Here is a 16,372-nt window from a genome sequence, read left to right as displayed (position 1 = left end):
CCCGTTAGCTGCTGGCGGGCGCGAGTACTCTGATCGCGCCGGGCACCACCCGCACCTCGAACGGGCCGGTGCCCACCTCCTCGCCGTCGGCAAACGCGATTTCGCTGCCCGCCTCGATCATCACGCGCGTGAGCCGCGTGATGCGCACCTCGGGCAGCGCCGCGTGCTTGCCGCGGGCGAGCGTGCCCAGCACGCTGAACAGGCGCAGCTTGCTCGCGTGCGCCACCTCGATCAGCTCGAGCGCCCCATCGGTGACCCGCGACTCGGGTGAGATCGGAATACCGCCGCCAAACGTGCGAATGTTCATCACCGACGCGAGCAGTCCACTGTAGGTATGATCCGGACGCTCCGGATCACCGTCACCAGGGCGTGCCAGCCCGGTGACACGAAACGTGCGCGAACGCAGCAGCGCGACCTCGGTGAGCAGGGCCGCCGCATAGCGGAGTGGGCCGATCGGCAACCGCAGCGCGTTGGCGCGGCGGTTCACGGCCGCGTCAATGCCGATCGACAGCCCGCCCGCAAACCAGCGTTCGAAACGAACACCCGCCTGCCCCGTGTATTGCACGAGGCCGAGATCGACGGGCTGCGGGGTTGCGCGCAGCAGCGCCCGCACCGCCCGGGTGGGACTGCGCGGAAGGTCAAACTGGCGTGCGAAATCGTTGCCGCTGCCCGCGGGCACGATGCCAATGGGCAGTGCGCGGGCGGCCGCCACCTGCAGCACGGTGCTAATCAGCCCGTCGCCGCCCACGAGAATCAGGCCGCGTACTCCGGCCGCGCATGCGCGTTCGACGAGCACCCCGCACTCGGCGGCGTTCGGCGCCGAAATAGTGATTGACGAGACACCGGCGTCGCGCAGCGCGCGGCTCACCCGTGCGGCGACGCGGCTACCGCGACCGAGCGCCGAGGCGGGGTTCACGACGAGCGCGAACGGCGGGTGCTGGGCTTCGTGGGTGGGCTGGCTCAACGTTTGATCGGGTAGGTCTCGACGCCGAGAATGCCGGCGCCCGGCCGCGAGCGCGACAAGTGAAATACCGAGAATCCGGCGGGCGGCAGCGCGGCCGCCTCGGCGAGGTAGGGGCCGGGCACGCTGCCGGTCGCGAGCACGAGCTCGCGTGCCAGGTCGGGCAGCACAGGGCGGTGGCTGCACAAAATTGAGTTGCGGCCGCGCTTCACGATTTTGCCTATCAAGCGCCGCGTCTCGGCGAGATCGCCTGCGTCCCAGAAGTCTTGGCTGAGTGAGGCGTGTTCGCGCACTCGTTTGCCCGTGTGCTCGGCGATGGGAGCAATGGTTTCGAGACAGCGCAGCGCCGTCGAACTGTAGAGCCGGCGCGGGCCAAACGCCGCGAGCGACGGCACGAGCATGTCGGCTTGGTCGTCGCCCGCTGTAGTCAGCGGTCGCAGATGGTCGGCGGGTGATAGTGGGCTGCGCGGCTCGGCTTTCGCGTGCCGCAACAGCGTGACCGAGAACGTATCGAGCAGGTCGTGGCCCGCGAGACGCAAGAAGACGTCAAAGAGCTTGCGGTCTGCTTTATAGCTCAGACGTGCGCGCGCCTCGTCTGCCCGCACCCACTCGAGCGCTTGTACTTCACCGTTGGGGGTGAACGTCGAGGCGAGCGCACGCTCGGGTGTCACCTCGGCCGCCCAATACTGCACGGTCTTGGTGGCGGTGTCGCCCACTGTGTATTGGATCGTGCCGAGGTTGACACCGAGATGCACCTTGAGGCCGGTCTCCTCGCGGGTCTCACGCACGGCCGCCTGCGGCATACTTTCGCCGGGGTCCAGCTTGCCCTTCGGAAACGACACGTCACCCTGTTTGGTGCGGTGAATGAGCAGCACCATGAGCTGTTCGGTGGCGGTGCTGGGGGAGCCGCCTGCGCCCGGCGCGTCGGGTGCGACAGGCACGCGGCGCCAACAGACGGTGCCAGCCGCGAGCAACTCGCGCGTCACCTGGGCCTCCGCGCTCGCGCGTGCGTGCGGTCGCTCATCACGAGGTCCTGCAGGTCTGCGAGTTGTTCGCCCTGCGCGCCGACGATGCGACGCTCCCAGGTGCCGTCGGTGAGCATGCGCCATGACGACACATCGTCACTAAACGCGAATTCAAAGAAGCGGTCGATGCGTGCGAGGTGTTCGTGGTCGCTCAACTGCACGAGCACTTCGATGCGGCGGTCGAGATTGCGGTGCATGAGGTCGGCGCTGCCAATGAACACTTCCCTCGATCCGGCGTTCTCAAAGGCATAGATACGTGAGTGCTCAAGATAGCGACCCAAAATGGATCGTACGCGAATCGTCTCTGACAGCCCCGGCACGCCGGCCCGGATCGAGCAGATGCCGCGCACCCACACCTCGATTGGCACGCCCGCCTGGCTGGCGAGGTACAGCGCGTCGATGATGGCCTCGTCGACCATCGAGTTGGCCTTCAGTTTGATGCCGCTGGGCAGCCCGGCGCGCGCGTTGGCAGCCTCGCGCGCAATGCGTTCGAGTAGCCCCGCACGCAGCTGCAGGGGAGCAACGAGCAGCCGGTCGTAGTCGGTCTCGATCGCGTAGCCCGAGAGTACGTTGAACAGCTTGGTGACGTCGCGCCCCACCTCAGGCGACGACGTGAACAGGCCAAAGTCTTCGTAGATGCGGCTCGTCTTGGGGTTGTAGTTGCCGGTGCCGATGTGGCAGTAGTGGGCGAGCCGGTCGCCCTCGTCACGAATCACCTGCACGAGTTTGCAGTGTGTTTTGAGGCCGACGATGCCGTACACGACGTGCACGCCGGCCTGCTCGAGCTTGCGGGCCCACGAGATGTTGGCTTCTTCGTCGAACCTGGCTTTCACCTCGACTAAGGCGAGTACCTGCTTGCCAGCTTCGGCCGCCTTGATGAGCGCCGCGACGATGGGGCTGTCGCCCGAGGTGCGGTAGAGCGTCTGCTTGATGGCGAGCACGTCGGGGTCGGTCGCCGCCTGCTCAAGAAATGCTTGTACGCTCGTCGAAAACGACTCGTACGGGTGGTGCACGAGCACCTCGCGCCGAGCGATTGCAGTGAAGGTGTCGGGCTTCTCACTCGGCGATGCGGTACGAAACTTGGGGTGAGTGACCGGAATGTGCGGCGCGAACTTCAGGTCGGGGCGCGGAATACGGGTGAGCGCGAACAGCCCGCTCAGATCGAGCGGTGCGGGCAGGGTGTAGACCTGTTCGGCGTCAATGTCGAACTCGCGCACCAGCAGGTCGAGCGTCGCCGCGTCCATGTCGTCTGAGATCTCGAGCCGAATGGGCGGCCCGAAGCGGCGCCTCAGCAGCTCTTTCTCGAGCGCTTGAATGAGGTTCTCGGTCTCGTCTTCTTCGATCTCGACGTCTTCGTTGCGGGTCACACGAAACACGTGGTGGTCGATGACCTGCATGCCTGGAAACAGCCCGTCAAGCTGGTTCGCGATGAGTGCCTCAAGCGGAATATAGCGCACGCTGTCTTCGGTCTCGCGGCGATCGACCCGCACGTAACGCGGAATCATTTGCGGCACCTTGAGTCTCGCGAACTCGGTCTTCTCGGTGCCCGGATTGAATACGCGAATTGAAAGGTTCAGCGCGAGCCCCGAAATGTAGGGGAATGGGTGCGCCGGGTCGACGGCGAGCGGCATGAGGACAGGGTAAATATTGTGCTCGTAGTAGTTGGTGAGCACCTCGCGGTCGGCCGCGTCGAGCTCCTCCCACTTCACGATGCGTATGCCCGCGCCCGCCAGCTGCGGCATCACCTGCCCGTTAAAGCAGGCCGCGTGCCGCTGCTGCAGCTCGTACGCGACCCGGTTAATGTCAGCGAGCACATCGGTGGGCGCGCGCCCCACGTTCGTGGGGACGGCGAGCCCCGTGACGATGCGGCGTTTCAGTCCCGCCACGCGCACCATAAAGAACTCGTCGAGGTTTGAGGCGAAGATCGCGAGAAAGTTGGCGCGCTCGAGCAGCGGCACGGTCTCGTCTTCTGCGAGTTCGAGCACGCGCTGGTTGAACGCCAGCCAGCTCAGCTCGCGGTCGAGGTAGCGGTCGGCTGGCAGGGCATCGGTGCCCTCCACGACGGAGGTTTCTTCGCTCATGCGTCCATTCTGGCACTAGCCGCACCCGAATCGGGCCGGTGCCACTGCATGCTGCGTGAATCAATGGTGAACCCCGCGGTTTCGTAGAGCCGCACCGCCGCCGTATTGTCGCCATCGACGTACAGGGTTACGCGCGCGGGAGCGTGCTCTGCCATGCGCGCGAGGGTCGCGTCGAGCAGCAACCGGCCGAGGCCCCGGCCCGCATACTCGGGCCGCACCCCCACGGCATACAGCTCGCAGCTCACCTCATCGCCCCCGGTAGCGTGCCCGTCGCTTCGTAGCGTCTTCACCCATGTTGATCCGGCGAGTTCGTCGCCCGCGTCAAGCAGCAGCAGATCGCCGCTATCGAACCAGGGCTCCTGGCGCATGCGCGCGAAATCTTCGACCGTGATGCGGCCCTGTTCGGGGTGGCTCGCAAACGCGGCCGCGTTCGTCACCACCCAGGCGTCGTCGTCGCCCGGTTCGGTGCCGTACGCGCGCAGCGCGAGGCCGGCAGGGGTCGGCAGGGCGAGCGCGGGCCCTGCGCCCGCAGGCAGCAGATCCGGATCAAGGGCCATGCGGTAGAGCGACCGTGCGGGCGTGAAACCCGCGGCCGCGAGAGCGCGGGCGATGACCTCTCGGTCGCCGTGCACCCATGAGCGCAGCGAGCCTGCCGCGTGCGCGAGCAGCGTGCGCAGCGCCGCGCCTGTGTCTTCGGGGGTCTGGTGCGCAGGGAGCAGCGCCAGGTCGAGTTCGCCCTCCCCGATGACGCCAACGCCGATCGCCGCGCCGTCGAGCTTCGCGCCGTCGAGCTTCGCGCCGTCGAGCTCACTGCCGTCGGGCGCGATGAGAAGCAGCCGGCGCGCGCCCTGCGATACGGCGAGCAGCGCCTGGTCAGAGACGGGTGAGGCGCCGTCGGCCTGTTCGATCTCGGCGAGAATGCGCTGGGCGACTGCGGGCAGCGACGAAAAAGACACGGTGGGGCTCCTTGAGTGAGGCGCTTTAGGGCGTGCGAAGCGCAGCGGGGTCTTGTAGTTCTTTGGCGCGGGCAAAGCCGTAACCTACGCCGCGCACGGTGCTAATGAGCCCGTCGTGCTCACCGAGCTTCGCGCGCAGTCTACGCACGTGCACGTCGACGGTCCGTGTGCCACCAAAATAGTCGGTGCCCCACACCTCGCTCAGCAGCTGCTCGCGTGTGAACACACGCTCGGGGTGGCCCACGAGAAAGTAGAGCAGCTCGAACTCTTTGTAGGTGAGGCCGAGCGGCCGACCGTGCAGTCGTGCCGTGAAGTTTGCTTCGTCGATGGTGACGCCGCCGGCGTGCAGCTCGGACGTCGCGGCGACGGCGACCTGGCCCGCGGCGGGGCGCAGCAAACGCAACCGCAGTTCGATCTCGGCCGGGCCAGCTGTCGGCAGAAGCACGTCGCTCAGCCCCCACTCGGTCTGCACGACGCCAAGGGCCGACTCGGGCAGCACCGCCACCCGGGGGGAATGTTCGCCCTGCGCCAGGTTCTGGCACACCTCGCGGGCAAGTCGCACGTTGTTCACGCCGTCGATAATGATGCAGTCATACTGACTGCTCATGCTGGCCGGCAGTCGCACACCCAACGGCGAGGCGCGCACATCGTGTGCGAGTAGCTCGAGCGACGGTAAGGCCTCGGCGGGGGCGCGGTCAGTAAGGCAAAGAAGTTGCACGGTCGCGTCCCTTCACTGGCAGGCTGGGTCGTTCGTCTATAGTACTGGGCGTCGCCCCCACGGTGTCGCACCCAGGGCGTGGTGCGCGGGCTGTGCGACAATGGCGACGTGAACGACGCAACCGAGCCTAACTCGCCTGAGATGCCTAACGTGCAGGCCTGGCACATTCCGCGGCTCGTTATCGCGTGGGTAGCGGCGCTCGCGATGGGCGTGCTGGTGACGGTGCTGGTCGGAGAAGACGCACGTTTCTCCTGGCTGGTACTGGCTGTTGGTGTTTCGACGCTTATCTCGTTCGCACTGCAGTTGGGCACGGCCGAACGAGTCGGGTTTATCACCCGACTGGCTTTTAGCGTCGCCGGATCAGTAGTGATCATCGCTGTGATCGACATCACGGGGCTGCTCATCGCGCACTTTGCGTAACGGCCGCCCCGGAGTTGCTAGACTGGCGACATGCTGCTTGCACTCGAACTCTTCTTCCTCGGTCTGCTTGGCCTCGCTTCGCTCGCGATTGCTTGGGTTTCTGGCACGGTTATCTACAAGCTGTTCAAGGGTCAGCGCTAACTAGCGCTTGCCCTTCCACGAACGGCCTGCCGCGATGAGCGCATTTCTGACCCTTCCCGGCGCCGTCGCTTGCGAGGCTGCCGGTGTGCCCGCACACTACGGGGAGCCGTTGCGTGAACAGCGCGCACTCGAGGGCGGCACCGCAATCGTTGACCTGTCTCACCGCGGCGTGGTGGTGGTGGCGGGAGCCGACCGTCTATCGTGGCTCAACTCGATGACGAGCCAGCAGCTCACCGGTCTACCCGCTGGGGAGAGTACCGAGACGCTGTTGCTCGATCCCAACGGGCGCATCGAGTACGCGATTCGGCTCGTCGATGATGGTGAGAAGTGCTGGCTACTCGTTGACGAGGGGCTCGCAGATGGGCTCACCGCCTACCTGGGCCGCATGCGGTTTGCGCTGCGTGTAGAAGTGGCGAACCGCAGCGCAGAGTATGCAGCGGTGTGTGCTTTTGGTGAGGGGGCGGCGGCGCGCAAGCTGCGCGAACACGATCCCGTTGTGACCTGGATTGATCCGTGGTCACAGGTGCAGCGCGGCGGAGTACAGTATGCCCGCGCCGACCACGCGGGCGGGCACTGGCAGGCGGTGCAGTGCGTGTTTACCCGCGATCAGCTTGCTGATCTAGTGGCCGACATGGGTGAAGAGGTGCGTGCGGCAGGTCTTATGGCGCTCGATGCGCTTGAGGTGCGAGCCTGGCGTCCCGCACAGCACGCCGACGTCGATGAACGCGCTATTGCGCACGAGTTTGACTGGCTGCGCACGGCGGTTCACCTGACGAAGGGGTGTTACCGCGGGCAAGAAACGGTCGCTAAAGTGCACAACCTGGGACATCCACCGCGCAGGCTCACCATGCTTCACCTTGATGGCTTCGGCGGGGAACTGCCGGTCGCGGGCGCGCTGGTGTACCTGGCCGACACCTCTAAGAGTGAAGGGGCGAGGCCCGTGGGGCGCGTAACCCGGGCGGCGCTGCACTATGAATGGGGCGGTATCGCACTCGCCCTGCTCAAACGTTCGGTGCCTGAAGACGCCGAGCTCGAGCTGCGCGGCGGCGAAGCTGGGGCTGATCCGAAGTCGACCGACGGTGAGGTGATCGCGGCCTCACAAGAGGTGATCGTGCCGTCTGACGCGGGCGCTTCGCGTAACATTCCCCGGCTTAAACGGCTCTAACCGGCACCGCGCCGGTGATGTGTGCGCGGTAGCGTGTGCGACAAACTAAGCTGAGAGCATGACGAACAAGCTGATTTTGCTGCGCCATGGCCAGAGCGAATGGAACAAAAAGAACCTGTTCACTGGATGGGTTGACGTGCGACTTACCGAGCAGGGCCGCGGCGAAGCCGCCCGTGCGGGCGAGTTGCTCGCTGAAGCCGGTGTGCTGCCAGACGTGCTGCACACCTCGGTGCTGAGCCGTGCCATTCAGACGGCCAACCTTGCCCTCGAGGCTGCCGACCGCATGTGGATTCCCGTAGAGCGTTCGTGGCGCTTGAACGAGCGGCACTACGGCGCCCTGCAGGGGCTTGATAAAGCCGAGACGCTACAGAAGTACGGCGAGACCCAGTTTATGGAGTGGCGTCGTTCGTATGACACGCCGCCGCCCGCACTCGATGACGCGAGCGAGTGGTCGCAGGCACGCGATGCCCGCTACGCCGACATCGATGGTGAGCGCCCGCAGACCGAGTGCCTGCAAGATGTCGTCGCCCGAATGATCCCATACTGGGAGGGCACTGTACTGCCCGAGCTGCGGGCGGGAAAGACCGTGCTCATCACAGCGCACGGCAACTCGCTGCGTGCGCTCGTGAAGCACCTTGAAGGTATCTCTGACGAAGACATCGCGCAGCTCAACATTCCGACCGGCATGCCGCTCGTATACGAGATTGATGCAGACGGCCACCCTGTGGGTAAGGGCGAGTACCTCGACCCCGAAGCGGCGGCAGCCGGCGCTGCTGCGGTAGCGGCGCAGGGCAAGTAGTAGCTGCACGCAGCTGGCACGCCAAAGGGCCCCTCGTGAGAGGGGCCCTTTGGCTATGGCCTGATGGTACTCGTAAACGAGAAGCCGGGCCGTGAGACGAAGCTAGTGCTCGTCCTCATCGTCGACATTGTACTTATCAGCGTACTCTGCCCAGGGGTCTTCGTTGTTTTGAGCTTCGGCTTTATTCGCCGCGAGTTCACGTTCAAGCGCATTGTAGTTCGTGTCGGGGCTGAAATACTTCAGCTCCCTGGCGACCTTGGTGTGCTTTGCTTTCTGACGGCCGCGCCCCATGCGTGACCCCCTTACACATTCGGGCCCCGCGAAATCGTCGCGAAGCAAGTACCAATTAAAATAGACGTATGGTGGTGATTCTAGCATGAGCGCTGGGCCGTCTTGTGCGCGCCTCGGTGCGGTTACGATGAAGACATGACCAATTCGCGCACACGCCGCACTCGAATCATTCTGTTTGCGTTACTTACCGTGGCGGTTGTCGTGTTGGTTGCGGTGGTCGCAGTGTTGCTGCCCATACTGACGCACAAGAGCGCCGGCGGATCGGGGCAGCAGCTGCCCGAAGGCTACGTTTCAGAGGTGAGTGCAACCGGGGCCGACGATCGCACGCGCACGCTCAGTGTCACTGAAAGCGATGGTAAAACGTTTGATGCGGCAGCGGTGCGGCCGGGCGAGTCGTTGACTATTTCGGGTACTGGTTTCGATGCCGCAATCGGCATATATGTCGCTGTGTGCGCGATTCCCAGTGATCCGGCGGTGAAGCCCGGGCCGTGCCTGGGCGGCATCCCCGAGGGTGCGAAAGAGGGCGACGTGAAGGCCGAGGACCTCACGAGCGTGTGGATCTCGAACGACTGGGCTTGGCGGGCCTTTGCGACGCAGGGCTACGACGACGCACAGACCGGTAGTTTCACGGCCACCTTGACGATGCCCGACGCGACGACAGAGGGACTCGATTGCACCGTAACCCGCTGTGCGATCACCACGCGGGCCGATCACACCGCGCTCAACGACCGAGTACAGGACCTCTTCATTCCCATCCGCTTCGCACAGTAACGCTTGAGGTCTCGTCTGGCGGTTACGAGGCGAGAGGCGCAAGCACTAGCGCAGCCACGGTGTAGATGGCCAGGCCCGCAAGAGCGCCGACGACGGTGCCATTGATGCGAATGAACTGTAGGTCGCGCCCCACCTGCAGCTCGATTTTCTCGGCCGCTTCGTGTGCGTCCCAGCGCTGCACTGTCTCGGTCACCACCTTGGCGAGGTCGTGGCGATACTCCTGCACGAGGTGCTCCACCACGCCCATCACCCACACGTCAATCTTGTACTGCAGGGTTGCATCGCCTTGTAGCCTGCGCCCAAAATCCTCTGCCGCGGCCGTCATACGGCAGCGCAGCTCGCTTGCCGGGTCGCTCAGCATCTCGACGATCGCGGCGCGGGCTGTATCCCAGGTGCTTGCCGCGAGCGAGCGAATGCGGGGGCTGTCAAACACTTCGTGTTTGAAGCTCTCAAGCTGCGTGCGCAGCTGATCCTGCTCTTGCAAATCGCGCCCCAGGTCGCGTAAAAAGCGCCGGATCGCTTGCCGGGCGGGGTGATCGGGGGTTGTCGCGACCGCGCGTGCAAACCGCACCGCTTCGCTGTGCAGCCGCTGGTCAATGAAGCGATCGAGCGCGTTTGGCAGCCAGGAGGGGAGCTGCGCCGAGAGCACGCGGTCGAACGCGTGCGGGTGCGTTTCGAGCCACTCGGCAAGACGCCCAGCGGCAACATCGATGAGTGTTTCTTCGTGTTCACCCGCCACAAATGAATCGAGAGCACGGCCCATGAGTGGACCCCACTCGGGGTCGAGAATGTGCGTGCGCACGTGCGTCTCAACGAAAGCTCGCACATCGTTGTCATCGAGCACGTCAAGCGCTCCGAGTGTGGCAGCCGCGACGAGATCACTCGTGCGTCTAGCGCCGTTCGGGCCGGTCAGCCAGGCACCGGCGGCTCGCGCACCGCTAATTTCGGCGAGTTTGTCGTGAACGACGTCTTCGGCGAGGAAGTTGTCTTCGATGAACGACCCGAGCCCCTCACCGATCTCGTCCTTCTTGCGTGAAATGAGGTTGGTGTGTGGAATCTTGATACCGAGCGGATGGCGAAACAGCGCGGTGACCGCGAACCAGTCGGCGAGTGCGCCCACCATGCCGCCCTCGCTTGCGGCGCGCACAAATCCCCAGGCGGGGTGAGTGCTCTGCAGCAAAAACGAGACGACAAACACGACGGCCATGAATCCGAGCAGCGCGAGTGCGATTGCCTGCATGCGGCGCAGACCTTCGAGCCGCGCGAAGTCGTCGGGCGTGCGTGCACCGAGAGTGGACCTTGGGCGAAAGCGCAGCATACCTGACATTATGCTCCCGGCGGGTGTGCGGGCGCGCATGGAATAATCAAAGCCATGCATCTGCTCACGGCGTTCAGCCTACGAAACCGCGCACTGATTGCACTCGTGACCATCGTGGCTGCCGTGTTTGGGGTGATCGGGGCGGGCTCATTGAAGCAGGAGCTCATGCCGTCAGTTCAATTTCCGGCAATAGCGGTTGTTACGAGCTACCCGGGGGCCGCCCCCGAAGTGGTGAACGCAGATGTTTCAAACCCCATTGAGACTGCCATGCGTGGGGTGCCACAGCTCGAAAGCACAACAGCGACATCGAGTACGGGAGCATCGATGGTGGTGGCCCAGTTCACCTACGGTGTTGACCTGGCCGTCACCGAGCAAAAGGTTGAACGCGCGATCAGCCGTCTGGGGGCTGCTCTGCCAGCGTCGGCCGACACTCAGGTGATGTCGGGCAGCATCGATGATTTTCCGGTCATTCAGGTGGCGGTGACACCGGGCGAGGGGCAGAGCGCCGAAGAAGCGGCGCAGCTGGTGCGACGTCTCGTCACGCCCAAGCTCAGCGATCTCGACGGTGTGCGCGACGCGCAGCTATCGGGCGATCGGGCCGAGCGCGTGGTGATCACCCCCGACCTCGTGACGCTGGCGCGCGATGGGCTTTCGCCTCAGACGCTCACAGACACGCTGCAGCAGAGCGGGGTGCTGCTCGCGGCGGGCACCGTCTCGGACGGTGACCGAACGCTCGCAGTGCAGGCCGGATCGACGGTTGATTCGGTCGAAGCGATTGCCGCGCTGCCAATTCCGGGCACGGCCGTTCCGCCGGTCAGCCCAGAGCTGCCCGCTGACCAGGCCGAGCAGCCCGCTGACCAGGCCGAGCAGCCCGGTGACCAGGCCGTGTTGCCAGAAGAGGTCGCTCCTGTCGCCCCAGCTGCGCCGCTCACGATTGGTGCGTACGCTACGGTCGAGCTCCAGCAGGCGGCAGAAACGAGCATTTCGCGCGTCGATGGCAAGCCGGCGCTCACGATCGCGGTGACTAAGATGTCGGCCGCCAACACGGTCGAGGTCTCGCACGCGGTACAGGCTGAGCTCGACAAGCTCGCAGACCAACTGGGGGGTGCGCAGCTCACCGTTATTTTTGACCAGGCCCCCTACATCGAACAGTCGGTTGAAACCCTCACTGTTGAGGGGTTGCTCGGGCTGCTGTTCGCGGTGCTCGTGATTTTGGTGTTCTTGATGTCGGTGCGCGCAACAATCGTCACGGCGATCTCGATTCCAGTTTCGGTGCTGTGCACATTTATTGGCCTGGGCTTCGCTGACTACACGCTCAACATGCTTACGCTGGGCGCGCTCACCATTTCTATCGGTCGGGTTGTTGACGACTCAATCGTGGTCATCGAAAACATTAAGCGTCACTTTGGCGAGGCCGGGGTAGACACGGCCGGTGATAGGGCCGGGATTATCGTGCGCGCAGTGCGCGAGGTGGGCGGCGCGGTCACCGCATCGACTGTCACGACGGTGGCCGTGTTCTTGCCCATGGCGTTTGTCGACGGCATGGTCGGTGAGCTCTTCAGACCGTTCGCGTTCACCGTGACCATCGCGCTCGCGGCTTCGCTGTTCGTGGCGCTCACGATTGTGCCCGTGCTCGCGTATTGGTTCTTGCGGGGCGAGTCTGCGCCCAAACGGCGCCGCGGGCAAAACCGCAGCGACGGCGCCAACAGAAGCCACAACACTCGCGAGGGCAGGGGTGTAACCAGCGAAGCACCTACGGCCCTGCAGCGCGGCTACCGGCCGATCATTGAGTGGACACTGGCAAAACCCGCGGCCACGCTCATCGCCGCGGCCCTCATCTTTGGTGCAACGGTCGCCGCCACACCGCTCATGAAGACGAACTTCATGGGCGCTGACGAACAGAACTCCGTTGGTCTGGTGCAGACTCTCGCGCCGGGCACGAGCCTTGAAGCGCAACTTGCTCAGGCCGAAAAAGTCGAGGCGGCGCTTGACACCGTGGCCGCGGTCGAGTCAGTGCAACTGACCATTGGTAGTGGCGGCGGTGGAATGGGCGCCATGTTCGGTGGCGGCAGTGGCGACGGAGCTGTGAACTACTCGATCACCACTGATCCGAGCGCAAACCAGCCTCGCGTGCAAGACGAGATTCGAGCCGCGGTTGAGGCGCTCGATGACGCGGGCGAGTTCGCGATAAGCGAGTCGCGCGGGGGAGCTGGCATGTCGTCGTCGATCGCCGTGAATGTGGCGGCCCCCGACCAAGCAACGCTGGCAGATGCGAGTAACGCGGTGCTCAAAGCACTCAAACAAGAGTCGGGCCTCAAGCAGGTTGAGAGCGACCTCGGGCAGTCACGGCCCTACCTCAGCGTGACCGTGAATCGCGAAGCAGCGGCGCAGGCGGGGCTCAATGAGGCTGCGGTCGCGGGCCAGCTGGCGCAGCAGATGCAGTCGCAGCAGATCGGCCAGATCACGCGCGATGCTAACGTCACAAGCGTCTACCTGAGCCTCGGCGCAGTGCCAACCGATGAGGCGGGCGTCAAAGCGATCACGATACAGACGGCGGTGGGCCCCATGCCGCTCGAGTCGCTCGCGACGGTTGAGGTTGCCGACGGCCCCGTCTCAATTCATACGGCAGACGGGGCACGCACGGTCACAGTGTCGGCGCTACCTGCGGGCGACGACCTGAACGCCGCGAGCGCGGCGGTGGACGCGGCGCTCGAGTCTGTCGCCCTGCCAACGGGAGCCACAGCCGCGGTGGGCGGTGTGATGGCGCAACAGGCCGAAGCTTTTGAACAGCTCGGCATTGCGCTACTCGCGGCGATCCTGATTGTGTATGTCGTCATGGTCGCCACGTTCCGCAGTTTGCTGCAGCCGCTGCTGCTGCTCGCATCGGTGCCGTTCGCGGCGACGGGCGCGCTGCTGCTGCTCATCGCGACGGGAATCCCGCTCGGTGTCGCTTCGCTCATTGGTGTCTTGATGCTCATCGGCATTGTCGTGACGAACGCGATTGTGCTCGTTGACCTCGTCAATCAGTATCGCGCGCGCGGCGACGAGTTGCGTGACGCGGTGCTGCACGGCACGATGCAGCGTTTGCGCCCCATTGTGATGACCGCGCTCGCGACTATCCTCGCGCTTACGCCCATGGGGCTTGGCATTACGGGGCAGGGTGGCTTCATTTCGCAGCCCCTCGCTGTCGTCGTGATTGGCGGCTTGCTCTCATCAACGGTGCTCACGCTCGTGGTGCTCCCGACTCTTTATTACGTAGTTGAGCGGGGGCGCGAGGGCCGCGGCGGCGGGAACGGCCCGCGGCGCGCGACGGAGGGCGGCTCCGGTGGCTCCGGTGGCTCGGGAGGCTCCGGTGGCTTCGGTGGCTCGGGTGGCCCGGGCGGTGTGAGTACCCTGGTGGCCACGGTCGGGCGGTGGCCCAAACGGGCCCTCGCGCTGTTCGGCGCGGCGGCAAGCACGCGCGGCGGCGCGATCGCTGCAGCGGCTCCCGGCGCGGCTGCGGCCAGGGCGCCAGGGCCCAGACGCTCCGGATCAATTCCCGTACAGGCCACGGCTCCCGCCGAGACGACAGTGCGCGCCGAGACGACAGTGCGCGCTGAACGTACCCCGCGCACTGAACGCACCCCGCGCACTGAACTGATCCCGAATGCTGAGCCCATGACGGTCGCTGAGCCCGTTCCGGTCGCCGAGTTCACCCCTGTGGTTGAACCCGCGCCGACGGCTGAGCCCATGACGATCGCAGAGCCCGCTCCGATCGCTGAGCCCGCTCCGACCGCTGAGCCTGCTCCGATCGCTGAGCCCGCTCCGACCGCTGAGCCTGCTCGGATCGCTGAGCCCGCTCCGATCGCCGAGCTCACGCCGACCGCTGAGATGCACTTAGCGCTTGAGGGGCTCGGATTCGGCGCGGAGGCCGAAACAGCGGCGGAGGCCGAAGCGGCCTCGGTGCCCGGGGTTGCCGCGGATCCGGAGCCAGAGCCGCCGATGCGCGCCGAAGGTGCCGCCCAGTCCCCAGCAGCCGGGCACCGAGGTTTTGCGTCTGACACGTGGAACGCGAACGACGAGATTGCGCCGCTCGTGCTGCCTGAACCCCTCGCCTCGCCGATTACGCGGCCACCCGCGGGCGCGCCGCCAGTCACGGGCGAGCTGAGCTGGGACGATCTGATGAAAGAAGCGACTTCGCCGGCGGAAGATTCCGACCGGCCAACCCCCACCGGCCACGCGCCGAGCGAGGAGCACTGAGACATGGCCAAGGGCCGACGCGGCGGGTTCAAGCCGCCCGCAAACTACGAACCGGGGCGTAACCCTCGCAAGAAAACGACGCGCTACGAGGTGCAGGCTTCGAAGCCAGACGCCGAGCGCGCGCCGCGAGAAAAACGCGAGACGCGAGAACCGCGGGTCACGCGCGAGAATCGCAACCAACAGAAAGCCGTGCTCGAGCGGCAGCGCGAGCAGCACCGCGCGCCGCTGCCCGAGGCCGTGCGCACCACGGTGGCCGATGCGGCACAGGCCTCGTTTGCGAGCCTCGGGTTGGGGGGCAACCTCGTGCGCGTGCTCGGTGAGCTGGGGGCTGAGAGCCCGTTTCCGGTGCAGGTCGCGACGATCCCTGACGCGATCGCCGGGCGCAACGTGCTCGGTCGCGCCAACACCGGTTCGGGCAAGACGATCGCGTTTGGGGCGGCGCTCGTGGAGCGCATGCTCAAGCTGAAGGCCGAGGGGCATATCGCTCGCGCGCCCAAGAAATCCGCGGGCAAGCGCGGCGTGCGCACTGAGGGTCCGCGCCCGCAGGCCGTGCGCCACCCCAAGGCGCTGATTCTCGCGCCGACGCGTGAGCTTGCGCTGCAGATCGACCGAACCGTGCAACCGCTCGCGCGCTCGGTGGGTTTTTACACGGCGCAGCTCGTCGGGGGGACCCCCATCGACGCGCAGGTGCACGCACTCGAGCGTGGCGTCGACATTGTGATCGGCACCCCCGGGCGCATTCAAGACCTCGTAGATCGACGCAGGCTCGACCTGCGTGAGGTGCTCGTGAGCGTCATTGATGAGGCCGATCACATGTGTGAGCTCGGGTTTCTCGAGCCCGTGCAGAAGGTGCTGCGGCAGACGGTAAACGGCGGCCAGCGACTGCTGTTCTCTGCCACCCTCGACGCCGACGTGTCAGACCTCGTGGCAGAGTTCTTGCCCGAGCCGGTCGTGCACGAGGCCGAAGAGAAGGCGCCGGGACGGGTCGACCACAGCGTGCTGCTGGTGCGCGGTACCGAGCGTGACGCGGTCATTACGCAGCTCGCGAAGCGGCGCGGCCGCACGATGGTGTTTTGCCGCACGCGCGCGAACGCCGAGCGGATTACGCAAATGTTGGGCGATGACGGGGTGCGCGCTGTCGAGTTGCACGGAAACCTCAGCCAGGCCCGGCGTGAGCTCAACCTTGAACGCTTCAGCGACGGTAAAGTCGCGGTGCTCGTCGCGACCGACGTCGCGGCGCGCGGCATTCACGTCGACGGCGTCGACCTGGTCGTGCAGGCCGACCCGCCGAGCGACTACAAGACCTACCTGCACCGTACCGGTCGCACGGGGCGCGCTGGCAGCGACGGTCGCGCCGTACTGCTGATCTCGCGGGCGCGACAGGAGCGCACCGAGGCAATGCTCGCAGAAGCGGGCGTGAAGCCGCGCTTCTTTGGCGACTTCGCCCCCGGTGACAAACTGCGGTAGCGGTGCACAAGGTGCGCTAG

At 65.5% G+C, this 16,372-nt stretch carries 13 protein-coding genes; 6 read left to right on the top strand and 7 right to left on the bottom strand.

Annotated elements, in window-relative coordinates; translation table 11 throughout:
• Positions 1–4 precede the first annotated feature (4 nt).
• The 5 genes from ACXR2W_RS02560 to ACXR2W_RS02540 are packed head-to-tail and all read right to left on the bottom strand — an operon-like array spanning position 5 to position 5,741.
• On the bottom strand, positions 5–964 hold the full coding sequence (locus ACXR2W_RS02560) for a diacylglycerol/lipid kinase family protein (protein ID WP_458811627.1): 960 nt from the start codon (positions 962–964) through the stop codon (positions 5–7).
• Positions 961–1,947 carry an NUDIX hydrolase gene (locus ACXR2W_RS02555; RefSeq protein WP_458811625.1) on the bottom strand — a complete coding sequence of 329 codons (987 nt, stop codon included), beginning with the start codon at positions 1,945–1,947 and terminating at the stop codon, positions 961–963. The genes ACXR2W_RS02560 and ACXR2W_RS02555 overlap by 4 nt, the downstream gene beginning before the upstream one ends.
• Complete coding sequence (locus ACXR2W_RS02550; protein ID WP_458811623.1) at positions 1,944–4,067, bottom strand: RNA degradosome polyphosphate kinase; 2,124 nt, start codon at positions 4,065–4,067, stop codon at positions 1,944–1,946. The genes ACXR2W_RS02555 and ACXR2W_RS02550 overlap by 4 nt, the downstream gene beginning before the upstream one ends.
• Positions 4,064–5,023 carry a mycothiol synthase gene (gene mshD / locus ACXR2W_RS02545; protein WP_458811621.1) on the bottom strand — a complete coding sequence of 320 codons (960 nt, stop codon included), beginning with the start codon at positions 5,021–5,023 and terminating at the stop codon, positions 4,064–4,066. The genes ACXR2W_RS02550 and mshD overlap by 4 nt, the downstream gene beginning before the upstream one ends.
• A gap of 25 nt (positions 5,024–5,048) precedes the next feature.
• Complete coding sequence (locus ACXR2W_RS02540; protein WP_458811619.1) at positions 5,049–5,741, bottom strand: winged helix-turn-helix transcriptional regulator; 693 nt, start codon at positions 5,739–5,741, stop codon at positions 5,049–5,051.
• A gap of 108 nt (positions 5,742–5,849) precedes the next feature.
• On the opposite strand from ACXR2W_RS02540, the gene ACXR2W_RS02535 reads away from it, so the two are divergent.
• The 3 genes from ACXR2W_RS02535 (at position 5,850) to ACXR2W_RS02525 (ending at position 8,266) form a co-directional block, all read left to right on the top strand.
• Positions 5,850–6,161 (top strand): hypothetical protein, encoded by a 312-nt coding sequence (locus ACXR2W_RS02535; RefSeq protein WP_458811617.1) that lies wholly within the window; start codon positions 5,850–5,852, stop codon positions 6,159–6,161.
• 175 nt (positions 6,162–6,336) lie between these two features.
• The gene (gene ygfZ / locus ACXR2W_RS02530) at positions 6,337–7,467 is read left to right on the top strand and encodes a CAF17-like 4Fe-4S cluster assembly/insertion protein YgfZ (protein WP_458811615.1); all 1,131 of its coding nucleotides are present in this window, start codon (positions 6,337–6,339) and stop codon (positions 7,465–7,467) included.
• A gap of 58 nt (positions 7,468–7,525) precedes the next feature.
• The gene (locus ACXR2W_RS02525) at positions 7,526–8,266 is read left to right on the top strand and encodes a phosphoglyceromutase (RefSeq protein ID WP_458811613.1); all 741 of its coding nucleotides are present in this window, start codon (positions 7,526–7,528) and stop codon (positions 8,264–8,266) included.
• Between the two features lie 102 nt (positions 8,267–8,368).
• Here the strand turns inward: ACXR2W_RS02525 and ACXR2W_RS02520 are convergent, their stop codons facing one another.
• Positions 8,369–8,557, bottom strand: a complete 189-nt coding sequence (locus tag ACXR2W_RS02520; protein WP_458811611.1) for a DUF3073 domain-containing protein — start codon at positions 8,555–8,557, stop codon at positions 8,369–8,371.
• A gap of 135 nt (positions 8,558–8,692) precedes the next feature.
• Between ACXR2W_RS02520 and ACXR2W_RS02515 the strand changes: the two genes are divergently transcribed.
• Positions 8,693–9,328 carry a hypothetical protein gene (locus tag ACXR2W_RS02515; RefSeq protein ID WP_458811609.1) on the top strand — a complete coding sequence of 212 codons (636 nt, stop codon included), beginning with the start codon at positions 8,693–8,695 and terminating at the stop codon, positions 9,326–9,328.
• Between the two features lie 22 nt (positions 9,329–9,350).
• Here ACXR2W_RS02515 and ACXR2W_RS02510 read toward each other — a convergent pair whose 3' ends face one another.
• Entirely contained in the window at positions 9,351–10,646 is a 1,296-nt protein-coding gene (locus tag ACXR2W_RS02510) for a DUF445 domain-containing protein (protein WP_458811607.1), read from the bottom strand.
• 54 nt (positions 10,647–10,700) lie between these two features.
• Between ACXR2W_RS02510 and ACXR2W_RS02505 the strand changes: the two genes are divergently transcribed.
• Together ACXR2W_RS02505 and ACXR2W_RS02500 are read left to right on the top strand one after the other, a co-directional pair.
• Complete coding sequence (locus tag ACXR2W_RS02505) at positions 10,701–14,885, top strand: efflux RND transporter permease subunit (protein WP_458811605.1); 4,185 nt, start codon at positions 10,701–10,703, stop codon at positions 14,883–14,885.
• Between the two features lie 3 nt (positions 14,886–14,888).
• Positions 14,889–16,352 (top strand): DEAD/DEAH box helicase, encoded by a 1,464-nt coding sequence (locus ACXR2W_RS02500; RefSeq protein WP_458811603.1) that lies wholly within the window; start codon positions 14,889–14,891, stop codon positions 16,350–16,352.
• Positions 16,353–16,372: the final 20 nt, after the last annotated feature.

It is taken from the genome of Leucobacter faecis (assembly GCF_054456695.2).
Note: the sequence above shows the minus strand (reverse complement) of the source record. Positions and strands in the feature narration are given on the sequence as shown.